The 14,717-nt window shown below is 37.9% G+C and carries 13 protein-coding genes; 9 read left to right on the forward strand and 4 right to left on the reverse strand.

Translation table 11 applies throughout. From position 1 onward, the window contains the following. Positions 1–105 precede the first annotated feature (105 nt). On the forward strand, positions 106–1,314 hold the full coding sequence (gene sstT / locus C0J00_RS01915) for a serine/threonine transporter SstT (RefSeq protein WP_104967311.1): 1,209 nt from the start codon (positions 106–108) through the stop codon (positions 1,312–1,314). 136 nt (positions 1,315–1,450) lie between these two features. On the opposite strand, the gene brnQ is transcribed toward sstT, so the two are convergent. The 4 genes from brnQ to rsmG form a co-directional block, all read right to left on the reverse strand. Then, the gene (gene brnQ, locus C0J00_RS01920) at positions 1,451–2,833 is read right to left on the reverse strand and encodes a branched-chain amino acid transport system II carrier protein (protein ID WP_104967312.1); all 1,383 of its coding nucleotides are present in this window, start codon (positions 2,831–2,833) and stop codon (positions 1,451–1,453) included. A 307-nt stretch (positions 2,834–3,140) separates the two neighbouring features. Continuing rightward, entirely contained in the window at positions 3,141–3,812 is a 672-nt protein-coding gene (locus C0J00_RS01925; RefSeq protein WP_104967313.1) for a potassium channel family protein, read from the reverse strand. Positions 3,813–3,830: 18 nt separating this feature from the next. Beyond that, positions 3,831–5,204: a TrkH family potassium uptake protein gene (locus tag C0J00_RS01930; protein ID WP_104967314.1), complete on the reverse strand. Its 1,374-nt coding sequence runs from the start codon at positions 5,202–5,204 to the stop codon at positions 3,831–3,833. Between the two features lie 24 nt (positions 5,205–5,228). Continuing rightward, on the reverse strand, positions 5,229–5,942 hold the full coding sequence (rsmG, locus tag C0J00_RS01935) for a 16S rRNA (guanine(527)-N(7))-methyltransferase RsmG (protein WP_104967315.1): 714 nt from the start codon (positions 5,940–5,942) through the stop codon (positions 5,229–5,231). A gap of 114 nt (positions 5,943–6,056) precedes the next feature. On the opposite strand from rsmG, the gene htpX reads away from it, so the two are divergent. The 8 genes from htpX to der all read left to right on the forward strand — a co-directional run bounded on the left by htpX (position 6,057) and on the right by der (position 14,315). Further along, complete coding sequence (htpX, locus tag C0J00_RS01940) at positions 6,057–6,962, forward strand: zinc metalloprotease HtpX (protein WP_104967316.1); 906 nt, start codon at positions 6,057–6,059, stop codon at positions 6,960–6,962. 34 nt (positions 6,963–6,996) lie between these two features. Further along, positions 6,997–7,530 carry a YceD family protein gene (locus C0J00_RS01945; protein WP_104967317.1) on the forward strand — a complete coding sequence of 178 codons (534 nt, stop codon included), beginning with the start codon at positions 6,997–6,999 and terminating at the stop codon, positions 7,528–7,530. A gap of 232 nt (positions 7,531–7,762) precedes the next feature. Further along, entirely contained in the window at positions 7,763–8,452 is a 690-nt protein-coding gene (locus C0J00_RS01950) for a response regulator transcription factor (protein WP_104967318.1), read from the forward strand. A gap of 43 nt (positions 8,453–8,495) precedes the next feature. Next, the gene (locus C0J00_RS01955; protein ID WP_233995856.1) at positions 8,496–9,953 is read left to right on the forward strand and encodes a HAMP domain-containing sensor histidine kinase; all 1,458 of its coding nucleotides are present in this window, start codon (positions 8,496–8,498) and stop codon (positions 9,951–9,953) included. Positions 9,954–10,395: 442 nt separating this feature from the next. Beyond that, the gene (gene nrdR, locus C0J00_RS01960) at positions 10,396–10,869 is read left to right on the forward strand and encodes a transcriptional regulator NrdR (protein WP_104968798.1); all 474 of its coding nucleotides are present in this window, start codon (positions 10,396–10,398) and stop codon (positions 10,867–10,869) included. Continuing rightward, positions 10,869–12,041 carry a replication initiation and membrane attachment family protein gene (locus C0J00_RS01965; protein WP_104967320.1) on the forward strand — a complete coding sequence of 391 codons (1,173 nt, stop codon included), beginning with the start codon at positions 10,869–10,871 and terminating at the stop codon, positions 12,039–12,041. The genes nrdR and C0J00_RS01965 overlap by 1 nt, the downstream gene beginning before the upstream one ends. A 2-nt stretch (positions 12,042–12,043) precedes the next feature. Continuing rightward, positions 12,044–12,946 carry a primosomal protein DnaI gene (gene dnaI, locus C0J00_RS01970; RefSeq protein ID WP_104967321.1) on the forward strand — a complete coding sequence of 301 codons (903 nt, stop codon included), beginning with the start codon at positions 12,044–12,046 and terminating at the stop codon, positions 12,944–12,946. A 58-nt stretch (positions 12,947–13,004) separates the two neighbouring features. Beyond that, positions 13,005–14,315: a ribosome biogenesis GTPase Der gene (gene der, locus C0J00_RS01975; RefSeq protein ID WP_104967322.1), complete on the forward strand. Its 1,311-nt coding sequence runs from the start codon at positions 13,005–13,007 to the stop codon at positions 14,313–14,315. The last annotated feature ends 402 nt before the right edge of the window (positions 14,316–14,717 follow it).

Genomic DNA, 14,717 nt, shown 5'->3' on the forward strand with positions numbered 1-14,717 from the left:
AAAATCACTTGAATTTTTAAACAGATTTTATGATATAATATCTATTTGTGGGAGCTATTGGCTCCTGTTTTAGTATCAAATTGTAATAAAAATTCAGGAGAAGTTATGAAAAAAGCATTTCATGTTTGGAAGCGTGTCAGTCTAGTTAAGCGTATTGTCATCGGTGTTATTTTTGGTGCTCTTTTGGGCCTTCTTGTCCCTAGCATGACCTTTATTGGCTTGATTGGGCAGATGTTTGTTGGGGGCTTAAAAGCTATTGCTCCTCTTTTGGTATTCGCTCTTGTTGCTAATGCTTTGTCACAGTCGCGTGATGGTCAAAAAAGTAATATGAAGCTTGTTATTTTCCTTTATATTTTGGCAACATTTTCTGCAGCCTTTGTAGCGGTTTTAAGTTCTTATGTTTTTCCAGTAACCTTGACTTTGACGGAGTCAGCTGCCGCTAATGCTGATTCACCTGAAGGGATTGCCCAAGTTTTTCAAGGACTCCTTTTAAATATTGTAGATAATCCTATTAATGCCTTAGCTCAAGCTAATTATATTGGTGTCCTATCATGGGCAGTTATCTTTGGGCTTGCCTTTCGTTCAGCTAGCCAAACAACCAAAGAACTATTGGCTACCCTAGCAGACGTCACAGCGCAAATTGTTAAGGGGATTATCAATCTAGCTCCTTTTGGTATCATGGGATTGGTCTTTACGACTATTGCTGAAAATGGGCTTGCCGTTTTGGCTGATTATGGCATTTTACTTCTAGCGCTTGTGGGAACTATGTTTTTTGTTGCTGTAGTTGTCAATCCAATCCTTGGTTTTGTGATGATGGGTAAAAATCCTTATCCCCTTGTTTTTCAATGTTTGAAAGAATCAGGAGTAACAGCTTTCTTTACACGTAGTTCAGCTGCCAATATTCCTGTTAATATGCGCCTTTGTGAAAAAATGGGCTTGAATCCAGATACCTATTCGGTTTCTATCCCTCTTGGCGCAACCATTAATATGTCAGGTGCAGCCATTACAATTAATGTTTTAACCCTAGCTGCTGCACGTACCTTGGGAATAGAGGTTGATTTTGCAACAGCATTTATCTTGAGTGTTGTTGCTGCAGTTTCTGCTTGTGGGGCTTCAGGTGTCGCTGGTGGTTCTCTTCTTTTGATTCCGGTGGCATGTAGCTTGTTTGGGATTCCAAATGATATCGCAATGCAAGTTGTTGGCGTAGGCTTCATTGTTGGAGTTGTCCAAGATTCTTGCGAGACAGCGTTGAACTCATCAGCAGATGTTTTCTTTACAGCAGTTGCTGAAAAATCACGTTTTAGCAATCATTAATGACTAAGTCAAAGAAACTGTACCAAAGTTTAAAAAAAGAAAATAGCTTAGAATGACGTTTCATGACATGTCATTCTAAGCTATTTTATATGGTATAACAGAAAGGCTAAAGTCGAAGTTTTACCCAAATGCTTGTTTATTTGTTTTTAAAATAGAAATGGTAGCCAGATAACCCGATAAGGTAACCTATCAGTGTAAAGATAATCCATCCCATGTTGTATTGTCCCAAAGGAACGACAGTTGTAAAGAAATGTTTCATAGCGTCGGGTAATTGGAAGAAACCTGTCATTGATCCTAATGTTGATGCAAAATCGTAAAAACTAGCTATAAAAGTAGCTACAATAGTAGTCTGATAGACAAAAGAATGATTAGCAAAGAATGATTTTGTAAAAACTAATAGTATCAAGGCAATTGTTAATGGATATAAGAGATATAGGAATGGGGTTGACCATTTAACAATCTCTGATAGTCCACCAAAGTAAAAGAGGGTTGACATCAACGTAAAAACTGATACCCATGTCACGTGTGATACTTTGGGCATGAGATGGTGGAAAAATTCAGAGCAAGCTGTGATTAATCCAGAGGAAGTTGTCAAACAAGCTAGGAAAATAACAACCGATAAGATGGTCTGCCCCAAATTACCTAGGTAGAAGGCGGCGGATTGGTTAAGGATATGTCCTCCATCTACTTGAATACCATAAAGCTCAAAGATCCCACGTTTTAGGGTGAATAAGCTTTGGGATGTAGCGCCTATGTGCCCAATAAAGACGTAAACTAGAGAGAGTAAGAAGCAAGCAATTAAGCCAGATTTGACAACATTTTGTCCGACTTCTTGCTTTTCGCTAATCCCATGATCTTTGATAGCATTAATGACTAGAATAGCAAAAGCTAATGATGCTAAGGCATCCATAGTTCCATAACCTTGGATGAGACCAGCGACAAAAGGTGAGTCTTTAAAAGCATTGTTGATGGTTTCAGAAGCATTTCGTGGTTCTCCTAATCCACCGATAGGGTTGATAAAAGAGACTACAATCAAGATTCCAAGGACTGATATTAAAATAGGTGTTAGGTATTTTCCGATATAATCTGCAATTTGGCTTGGCTTAACAGCTAGAAAGTAAGATAGACCAAAGAAAATAAGGGCGTAGATGATCCTTACTAAAAGGCTATTTCCGAAAATAGGTTCAATGCCGATAGAAAATGATGTTGCTCCTGTTCGTGGAATAGCAAAGAAGGGTCCGATAGATAGGTATAAGATAGCTGCAAAAAGCAAGGCATACCATTTGGAAACAGGACGTGCAAGCTCCTGAGGGATTTCATGGCCAGAAAAGGCTACAGCAGTGACTCCGAGCAAGGGGAGACCTATACCAGTGATACAAAATCCGATGATAGCTTGCCAGAAATGCTGTCCTGAATAAAGCCCTAAAAATGCAGGGAATGTTAAGTTTCCTGCCCCAAAAAAGAGCGCAAAAAGCATAAATCCAACAATAAGTGTTGGATTTTTAAATTTTTTTAACATGTAAAGGTGATACTTTCTAAAAATGAGTAATATGTTGTGAAAAAACAACGTTTATTATTTTAGAATTATTCAGACAGTTTGTCAACTTTTCTTACTAAGGATGTCAGAAAATGAGAATTATCAAATATTGGTGTAAAATGAAAAAATAGCGCAATCAAATCAGTTATTGATAGAGAAAAGCAGTCTAGCGCTTCAGTAAGAGCCGATTGAAGTCTACTGTAGCAGCGTAACAGTTGGAAAGCGGTGGCGTTAGGAGACAAAAAGAAAGAAACTGGGAATTCTCCCAATCTCTTATGATACTTAAAAATTATGTTAAGTAACCTAAATAGTCGAACTTTTCAAAAGTGCGGGAATTGGTGACAGCACTGATTTGAATATCGCCTGGTAAGGGATCTTGAGGATTAAAGTCTGTTGTCAGACTTTCCATATTTCCTCTACGGATACCAACAACGTTTAATTCGTATTTATTGCGGACATCAAGCTCGATAAGATTTTTACCGACCCATTTTTGAGGGATTTTAAATTCAATAATAGAAATATCGTCCTCAACATGTATGATATTGGAAATGTGACGTCTTAAAATATGAGAAGCCAATGATTTTCCTGAGGCTCTTTCGGGCATGATGATACGACTGGCTCCAATATTGTAAAGAACATCTTCAAAAATACCACTTTTAGCCTTGGCGATAATATTTTGAACACCCAGTTTTTTACAATGCATAACAGCAAGAACAGAAGCTTCCAAGCTATTACCTGTTGCAATAACAACGGTATCGCAATGTTCAATCCCAACACTTTCGAGAAATTCGTAGTTGGTAATATCACCAACAGCAGCACGAGTGACGGTATTAGCAACAGCTTGAACATGGTCTTCACGATAGTCAAGAGCGATGACCTCTTGGTCAAAGGTACATAGTTCTTCAGCAACTGTTTTTCCAAAAATCCCGAGTCCTAGAACACCAATGATTTTTTTAGACATAATCTTTTCCTTTCTTTATTACCCAACGGAAATGTTTGCTTTTGCGTAACGAATGGTTTTTTCTTTCTTTTGTAATAGGCTTAGAAGAACCGTGATTGGTCCGACACGTCCTATAAACATAAGGATCATAATAATAACCCGTCCAGCTGATGATAAATCGGGTGTTAGATTCATAGAAACACCGACAGTTGCGATGGCTGATGACACTTCAAATAAGAGCCTAAAGGGATTTACAGTTTTCTCAACTATCAGCAAGAGAAGAAAGCCAGTTATCATCAGGCTGAAGAAAAAGATAATAATGGTCAAGGTTTGTTTGATAATCCGATTATCAATGGTTCGATGGAGGAAGGTGACCTCTGTTTGACCCGAAAGCTCCGCTTTAAATAATAAAGCAATAATGGCAATCACTGTGATTTTAATACCACCAGCTGTACCTCCAGGCGCACCTCCCATAATCATTTGAATCATGTAGAGGAAATTAGTAGCAGGATTAGCGCTTTCGTAGTTAATCGTTGCAAAGCCAGCTGTTCTCATTGTCACTGTCTGAAAGAGCGATGTCATAAACTGCTGAGCTGGTGATAAGTTGGCAATGGTTTTAGGGTTGTTGAGTTCCAGCAACCAACTTAGCACTGTTCCGATTATTAAAATAATAGCTGTTGTTTTGAGAACCAAGCGAGACTGAGTGGAGAGAGGTCGAAAGAGTGCGGAAATCCGTTTAGGACGTTCAGACAAATAGTTTTTAAAACACTTAATGATATCCTGCCAAACACCAAATCCTAGACCACCTGCAATAATTAAGCTAATAATAGTAAAATTGACAATGGGATCTGTGGCATAGTTTTGCAAGCTAGATGAACCAAAGTTGTCAAAACCAGCATTACAGAAAGCAGAGATAGCTAGAAAGATAGCATTAAAAATGCCGTGTCCTAAACCAAAACGTGGTATGAAATCAATCATTAAGATTAAGGCTGCGAGCGTCTCAACAACAAAAGTGAATCGATAAACTAGATAGAGAAACTTTTTCAAGTCTTGACCACTATCTCTACTCAAAGCAGACTGCAATAAAGATTGATCAGAAAGATTTATTTTACGATGAAGAGCATAGCTACTGATAGCGATTAGGGTAACTAACCCCAATCCTCCAATCTGCATGAGAAGCATGACAATCACTTGCCCAATACCATTATAGACATCGCCTACAGCAAAAACAGATAAGCCAGTCACACAAACCATAGAAACAACATTGAAGAGGTGGTCAAAATAACTGGTCTGAGGGGCATTGCTATAGTGGGTGAAGGGCTGTGACAGGATAAGACTACCGACCAAAATAACGATAATAAAGCTAAAACTAAGTCGCTGAGTCACAGACCATTTGGAGATAAAAGATGACATGAGAGTCCTTTCTGATAATCAGTCCTAAAGAGGTTTTTTGTTTGGAATCCCAGCTTTTCGTGGATACTTTTTGGGAGTTTCTTTTTTCTTTTCGACAATGGTAATGTTGCGAGGATCTCCGTTTGGTAATTCATAATCCTTGCTTTCAATAACTTGTGCAAAAAGGGTGGTTAAGGCATGCTTAGCTTGATCTAATTCTTGGTCTGCAGCGCTAGCTTTCAAGGCGATTAACCGACCGTTTAATGTTAAAAAAGGAATGGTTAATTCTGCTAAAACCTGCATTCTTGCCACAGCTCTAGCGGTTACAATATCAAATTGTTGGCGAAATGCCTTATCCTGACCAAAATCTTCAGCACGGCCGTGGAAGAAATGGACATTTGTGAGTTCTAATGCTTCAGCTAAAAGATTCAAAAACTGGATGCGTTTGTTTAACGAATCAATGATGGTAATCTCTAAATTAGGGAAAATAATTTTCATCGGAAGGCTAGGGAAACCTGCTCCCGCTCCAATATCAAGAATCCGAATAGGTTCATTTGTTATCTTGCCTTGTAAGATCGGTGCAATGGAATCATAAAAATGTTTGAGATAGACCTCATGTTTTTCAGTAATAGCAGTGAGGTTAATCTTTTGATTCCATTCGACTAAAAGATCAAAATAGCGCTCAAACTGTTTTTTTTGTTTATCTGTTAGAGCGATGCCGTAAGCTTCTAATTGCTCATAAAAAGTCTGCGGTGTCATATAAACTCCTTGTATCTTAAAACTTCTCTTATTTTATCACAATCACTTGTTATTTTCTTTGGAAATCATCTTAAACCTGTTATAATGAAGAGAAAAGTTCTTAGAGGAAGGCTTATGATAAAACATCAGATTGCAAGTAATAAAAGAAGGACTATTTTTCTTCTTGTTTTCTTTTTTATCCTATTAGCTGTTATTGGAGCTGCTATTGGTTACCTTATGCTAGATAATATGAGGCTAGGTCTTTCGATAGCCTTAATTATTGGGATAATTTATGCGGTTAGCATGATTTTTCAATCAACGCAAGTGGTCATGTCTATGAATGGGGCTAGGGAGATTGGTCCCGAACAAGCTCCAGAATACTATGACATTGTTGAGAAGATAGCCTTGGTAGCTCAAATTCCAATGCCAAAAGTTTACATTATCGAAGATAATGCTTTGAACGCCTTTGCAACAGGCTCAAGTCCAGAAAATGCTGCTGTTGCGGCTACCAGTGGTTTATTAAAGGTCATGAATCGTACAGAACTAGAGGCTGTTATAGGGCATGAAGTTAGTCATATCAGGAATTATGATATCCGCATCTCGACGATCGCTGTGGCTCTTGCGTCTATCATAACATTGATTTCTAGTCTAGGAGGTCGAATGATGTGGTTTGGCGGTGGACGAAGACGTAACGATCGTGAAGAAGGTTCGAATATTGTCATTGTTTTGCTATCCTTAGTTACGATTATTCTGGCGCCATTGGTCGCTAGTCTGGTTCAATTGGCTATTTCTAGACAAAGAGAATTCTTAGCAGATGCGAGTTCTGTTGATTTAACTAAGAATCCACAAGCTATGATTAATGCTTTAAAGAAGCTACAGGCTTCACAACCAATGACTCACCCTGTTGATGATGCTAGTGCCGCCTTGTATATTAGTGATCCTAGAAATAGGGCTTCTGTTAGAGCCTTATTTCAGACGCATCCGCCACTTGAAGCTCGTATCAAGAGGCTTGAAGAATTGCCAGCCAGTCACCTGTTGTAATAGTGACCACTATCATTAAGAAAAGGAAAATAGAATGAAATTAATTGATATTAGAAAAAGCCTTGATGGTTTACAGTTTGACAAAGTATTAGATGTGAAAGACCAGCTGTTAGCTAGAGATGAAACGATTATTGACTTGCAAAATGTCATGGCAAAAGGCTTAGTCACATTTGATGATAGTTTTTATTTGTTGAATTACCAGTTATCATATGAACTCACTCTACCTTCAAGCCGTTCAATGGAACCGGTAGTTTTATCTGAAAAGCAGGAGGTATCAGAAATCTTTATAGCAGTCTCAGACGCACCTAGTAAGGCAGACTTGGTTGAAGAAAATCTTGTATTACTACTTGAAGAAGATTATATTGATCTTTCAGAGAGTGTTGTGGATAACATTCTATTAAACATCCCATTGAAGGTTCTTACTGATGAAGAACAAAAAGCAGAAGTGATGCCAGAAGGAAGTAACTGGACAGTTTTAACCGAAGAGCAATACCAAGCTATGAAAGAAGAAGAAAAACAGGATAATAGTCCTTTCGCCTCTCTATCTGGTTTGTTTGATGAGGATTAATTGAAATTGAAACCATTTTGACACATAACTTTAATTTGTAAAGTTTGTTGAAACATGATATTATAAAATATCAGGAGATTATTGAAACGACGCTTGCTCAAAGTAGAACAACTAAAAAGAATGATGACTAATGTAAACCTTATGATTGGAGTCCCTTTCTTTATTTAGTTTATTTGAGCAGGAAAACTCTCATTATATAAAAAATAATAAAAATAATATTAAAGGTGGAAAAATGACAAAAAGTATTCTGATCATAGAGGATGAGAAAAATCTTTCGCGCTTCGTTTCTTTAGAATTACAGCATGAAGGGTATTCGGTAACCATTGAAAGTAATGGTCGCGCTGGTTTAGAAACAGCATTAGATAAAGATTTTGATTTGATTTTATTAGACTTGATGTTGCCAGAGATGGATGGCTTTGAAGTGACACGTCGCTTACAACAAGAAAAGTCAACTTATATCATTATGATGACTGCTAGAGACTCTGTTATGGATATTGTTTCAGGATTGGATCGTGGCGCAGATGATTATATTATCAAGCCATTTGCGATTGAGGAACTCTTAGCGCGTGTTCGTGCTGCTTTTCGTCGTCAAGAAATTGAAGAAAGTAAACGAAATGCTTCAGGTGGAGCTAGCTATCGTGACCTCAAATTGGATCCACAGAATCGCTCGGTTGTTCGCGGGGATGAAACAGTTCCTTTAACAAAACGTGAGTTTGATTTGTTATCTGCTTTGATGTCTAACATGAACCGTGTCATGACACGTGAAGAATTATTAAATCTTGTCTGGAAGTATGATGAAGCTGTAGAAACAAATGTTGTTGATGTCTACATTCGTTATCTTCGTGGCAAAATTGATGTCTCTGGTAAAGAATCATACATTCAAACTGTCCGTGGTATGGGTTATGTCATTCGTGAAAAATAATCATGCTTTTCAAGAATTATATCGAATGTCGCTAAGAAGAAAAATGGTCCTAGTCACAATGGGGCTGTTTTTTCTCATTTTAACAACATTTACGATAATGGTTCTGCTTTTTTCTAATGACTTATTAATTAAGCAAGAAGAAAAAACCATAAGATCAACCGCCGATTTGCTTCAAAGACACATTTCTGATATTGATAATCCCTTAACAAAAGAAAATTTAGTGGGATATCTACAGACAGCGCAAACAATTGATGTGGCGAGCTCAGAAACGATATTAACTGAAGGTATGGCTATAGCTGGAAATAACTCGGTTTCTCATCTCTTATATTCTAACCAAGTCGCTTATTTGTATAATGATGAGAAAAAGCTACTTTTTACCACTGGTTTAGAAGTAGATGATATTAAGTTAGGCCCTCTCAATGTTCTGCGGTCTGAAAAAATCGAAGATGATAGAGGGTTTACATTAAGTGTTCCTGTTTTTAATCAAACAGGGAAGAAAGTGATTGGATACGCTAAATTATTTCATAATCTAGAGTTCTACTATGCTTTAAAAAATCGTTTGATTATTTTATTGCTTTTCCTAGAAGTCGGCACAATTATTATTGTTTTAGTAATCATGCGATATAGCATAGAGACCTTTTTAAGACCTATTTATAGTCTTCGTAGGGTTATGCGTCGCATTGAAGCTGACCCTACTGATTTGGACGTTAGGGCGGATATTAATAGTGGCGATGAGATTGAAGAGCTTTCGCATATCTTTAATGACATGATGTCTAGGATTGCAGAACAAAATAAGTTACAGCAACAATTTATCAGCGATGTTAGCCATGAATTGAGGACACCTGTTGCCGTTATTAAGGGGCATTTGGACATGCTTAGTCGCTGGGGGAAAAATGATCCTGACATTTTAGAGGAAAGTTTAGAGGCTAGTCGCCATGAAGCCCATCGTATGAATTTGATGATCAGTGACATGCTTGATTTGATTCGTCTTCAAGGTAATTTAACAGGTAAAAATAAAGAAGTGACCAGTTTGGAGGAACCTATGCAAGCTGCACTTTATAATTTTGAAATTTTACGACCTGATTTTCAATTTAGCTTACATATCAAATCAGCTCATATTCGCGCTAAAATTGCTAAAAATCATTTTGAACAGTTACTAACGATTTTGATTGATAATGCCATCAAGTACTCACCCAATAAGGGACAGATCGATTTGTTTTTAGACCAAGAGGATGGTTATGCTCTAGTGACCGTTGAGGATGAAGGAGAGGGTATCGCTAAAGAAGACTTGCAAAATATTTTTGAGCGCTTCTATAGAACAGATAAGTCACGTAACCGAGAAGGCACCCGAGCAGGATTAGGTATTGGTCTGTCTATCCTTAAGGAAATTTGTGATGCTTATGACTGTCGACTCAGTGTCGATAGTGAGGTTAATGTTGGAACAAGCTTTGTTGTGGCTATCCCCTTAGCAACTGATACCGAAACATCTTCATATGATTAGTATTTGTTATGATCAAGAGGTAGGGAGCTTTCGTTTGATATCAATGTTCACTTTTACAATTCCAATAAGACTAATTGATCTTCTGGTTGTTCTGGGGGTGCTTTAGATGACAAATGAATGAGGCAAATGGCATTTTAAGTAATCTTTCATTGCTTTAGGAGCTTGTTTGTTTTTATGACGTTAGTAAACCAGATGATAGAAGGCTAGGAATGGTAGAGACTTAGTCAAAGATTATTGCAAAAAGTTCTGAAAAGATTCGACTTCATCTGTTTTTAATGAAGTCGATTTTTTAAAGACCTATCATGAGGGTCTGTCTGATGGTTTTATTTCTATTTCAAGATATGCTATAATTAAGTATTACAAGCTCACTATAATAATTGTTTTTGAAGCTTTTAAATAAAGCTTTAGTAGTCATTATATAAAGAAAGATGGGGTGTTTTTTGTGCGTTGTCCAAAATGTCATACTACAAAATCTAGTGTCGTTGATAGTCGTCAAGCCGAAGAGGGGACAACTATCAGAAGACGTCGCGAATGTGATCATTGTCAAAATAGATTCACGACTTTTGAGCGTGTAGAAGAGTTGCCACTCTTGGTGGTCAAAAAAGATGGGACTAGGGAAGCCTTTTCAAGAGATAAAATATTACATGGTATCATCATGAGTGCACAGAAACGCCCAGTTTCTAGTGAGGACATCGAAAATGTCATCAGTCGTATCGAGCAGGCTATCCGTAGTAACTATGAAAATGAAGTGCCAAGTACAGTTATTGGTAACATGGTGATGGACGAGTTAGCAGAACTAGATGAGATTACTTATGTTCGTTTTGCTTCTGTTTATCGTAGTTTTAAAGATGTTGATGAAATCGAAGAATTGTTGCAACAGATTACCAATCGTGTTCGTGGAAAAAAGGGTAGTTAATGAGACCTATTGATGAATTTTCCTTTGTAAAAGGTAATGTGGTCGATGTGGCTCCAGAAGCTCTCATGACTTGTTATTATCCCATTATTGGTCAAGACGCCTTCAGTCTATATCATTATTTGGTTGCCTTTAAGGATGATGGTGCCAAAAAACATAAGTTTTCAGAGATTCTCAATCACACGTTGATGGGAATGTCATCCTTTGAAACAGCGTTGGCAACCTTGACAGCAATGGACTTGGTTGCTTTCTATCAGCATCGGGACTCCTACCTGATCAATCTAAAAGCTCCCTTATCAACCGAAGCTTTTTTGAAAGTCTCTTTATATCGACAGTTGTTGATACAAAAAATTGGGGAAGTCGCTGTCGGTGAGATTGATCTTGTGTTACCAGAAAATGCTCAGAATTTGTCTAAGAAATTTTCAGATGTCTTTGACGATCAGGGACACGTCGCTCTTTTAAAAGAAAATAACAATGCGAAAGAAAGTTTTGATTTGGAAGCTTTCAAAAATCTGATGAAGCGTGATGGCTTGTCTTTTGCTCAAGAAAAATCAGACATTATCGGTTTACATCGTATTGCTGAAAATTATCAAATGACCTGGTATGACACTTATCTGCTAGCTAAGGAAACAGCTATCAATTTGACGATTTCTCTGTCAAGAATGAAAACCAAAAAAGAGCAGTCTAAGGGACTTCTTGTTAAATCAGGAGAATTAACGGCTCAAGAAGCTATTCTTGTCAAAGAAGCAAAGCTTGATAGGGCAGATGTTTTCTTGGCGAAAATCAAGAAGACACGAAAAGCGTCAATCACTCATGATGAGAGGCAGTTGCTTCTAGACTTGGCTAAAATGGGTTTTTTGGATGAAGTGATTAATGTTATTGTGCTTTATACCATCATGAAAACCAATTCAGCCAATGTGAATAAAAAATACGCTATGAAGATAGCTAATGATTTTGCTTATCAAGAGATTAATAAGGCTGAAGTAGCAGTTTTAAAGATGCGTGATTTTTCAAATAGAACCTCTAAATCAACTCAAGCATCCTCGAAACAATCAGTAAAACCTAATATTCCTGAGTGGAGTAATCAAGATTATCAGAATCAGACGTCTGATGAAGATCAAAAACGACTAGAGGAAGCAAGACGTAAGGCTTTGGAACGCCTTAGAAAGGACTGATCATGGAAAAAGTAGGACAAACTTTACATAAATCGGGACATTCTAGGCACTTCGATGCCCACCAAGTGACCCAACTAATCTTATCAGATCCTGATGTGGTGACTTTTATCAATCAACATGGCTTGACACAAGATGAAATCAAACGGAGTTTACCAAAGTTCAATCAATTCATTAATGAACGCCGTAAATTTCAAGATCAGGAAGACAGTTATATTGCCAAGGGTTACGAGCCTATTTTAACTATGAATGAGGGTTATGCGGATGTGACCTATTTGGAAACAAGGGAGCTAAAAGAAGCGCAGGAACAAAAAGCTATTGAAAATCGGATTAATCTGGTAAGTTTGCCAAAATCCTATAAATCCATTTCATTTGATGATGTTTTATTGGATGATGTTAAGCGTTTAGATGTTTATGAAAGTTTGGTTGATTTTATTAGCCAGTACCCTAGTCCTGACCAGAAAGGGCTATATCTCTATGGGGATATGGGGGTTGGAAAGTCCTTTTTCATGGCAGCTTTGGCGCACGAATTGTCAGAGAAGAAAAGTGCCCTTACAACGATCCTGCATTATCCAAGCTTTACCATTGATATCAAAAATGCGATAAAAACAGACTCGGTCAAAGATGAAATTGATGCTGTTAAAACCAGTGAAGTTTTAGTTCTTGATGATATTGGTGCAGAGCAAACCTCATCATGGGTACGTGACGAGGTTTTGCAAGTGATTCTGCAATACCGTATGCAAGAAAACTTACCAACTTTCTTTACGTCAAATTACAGTTTTGCGGATTTAGAACGAAAATTGGCTAATGGTCGAAATGGCGACGAAACATGGCAAGCAAAACGAGTCATGGAGCGTGTACGCTTTTTAGCTAAAGAGACCCACTTGCAGGGTGAAAATAGAAGATAAGGATCAATTACACCTTGGGACTTATCGAAATAATTATAGAAAAAGATAGGGAGACATTATGTCCTTACCAACAGTTGCTATTGTCGGACGTCCCAATGTGGGGAAATCGACGCTATTTAACCGTGTTGCGGGTGAACGTATTTCCATCGTTGAAGATGTGGAAGGAGTGACACGTGACCGTATTTATACTAGTGCTGAATGGCTTAATCGCCAGTTTTCATTGATCGATACAGGAGGTATCGATGATGTCGATGCACCATTTATGGAACAAATCAAGCACCAAGCTGATATCGCTATGACAGAAGCCGATGTTATTGTTTTTGTTGTGTCTGCCAAAGAAGGTGTGACCGATGCTGATGAATATGTCGCACGCATCCTTTACAAAACGAATAAACCGGTTATCCTAGCAGTTAACAAAGTGGATAATCCGGAAATGCGTGCTGAAATTTATGATTTCTATACATTAGGTCTAGGGGATCCTTTCCCTGTATCATCTGTTCACGGTATTGGTACAGGTGATGTTTTGGATGCCATTGTGGAAAATCTTCCATCTGAACATGAGGAGGAGAATCCAGATATCATCAAATTTAGTTTGATTGGACGTCCGAATGTTGGCAAATCAAGTCTTATCAATGCCATTTTAGGTGAAGAACGTGTGATTGCTAGTCCAGTAGCTGGAACAACTCGTGATGCCATTGATACAAACTTTACGGACAGCGAAGGTCAAGAATACACCATGATTGACACTGCAGGAATGCGTAAATCTGGTAAAATTTATGAAAGCACTGAAAAGTATTCTGTTATGCGCTCCATGCGTGCTATTGACCGCTCGGATGTCGTTCTTATGGTTATTAATGCTGAAGAAGGTATTCGAGACTATGACAAGCGTATTGCTGGCTTTGCTCATGAAGCAGGTAAAGGCATTATCATCGTTGTTAATAAATGGGATACGATCAAAAAAGACAACCATACTGTCAGTCAATGGGAAGCGGATATCCGCGACAATTTCCAGTTCTTGACTTATGCACCTATTATTTTTGTCTCAGCTGAAACTAAGCAACGTCTCAATAAATTGCCTGAGATGATTAAGCGTATCAGTGAAAGTCAAAATCGTCGTATTCCATCAGCCGTACTTAATGATGTTATTATGGATGCTATCGCCATTAATCCGACACCAACGGATAAAGGGAAACGTCTCAAGATTTTCTATGGAACACAAGTGGCGGTTAAACCACCAACATTTGTTATTTTTGTTAACGAAGAAGAACTCATGCACTTCTCATACCTTCGTTTCTTAGAAAATCAAATTCGTGCTGCTTTCGGTTTTGAGGGGACACCGATCCATCTCATCGCACGTAAACGTAGTTAGTGATACAGAAAAGAGGCAGGGACAAAAGTCCCTGCCTTTTTAGGTTATCGTCAAATGAATTCACTTTCAGACAAGAAAATGAGACACAGATAGCTTAAATAGCGCCCACCTACCTGTTTGAGCTGTCCAAACCTAGGAATGAACGAGTGAGGGGAAAGTGAACACTTCGAGTTATCGATTTTTGTCCCACACTCTTTTGAATTATCTAAGCACTATCACTTTATCTGTTATGTTCAGGCTAAAATCTAGATTGGTAAGGATAATGATGTTAGTGAAATGATTTACTGAAACTGATTGGGTGTTGTTAACGGTTTTCTTTTTGTAGTACAATTATTTTGAATCTCAGAGTTCCTTTTATGTGTTTGTGGTGAACGACATGATATTTCTCTGAGCTATTTTTGT

The organism is Streptococcus pluranimalium, assembly GCF_002953735.1.
In the GTDB taxonomy this organism is placed as follows: Bacteria; Bacillota; Bacilli; order Lactobacillales; family Streptococcaceae; genus Streptococcus; species Streptococcus pluranimalium.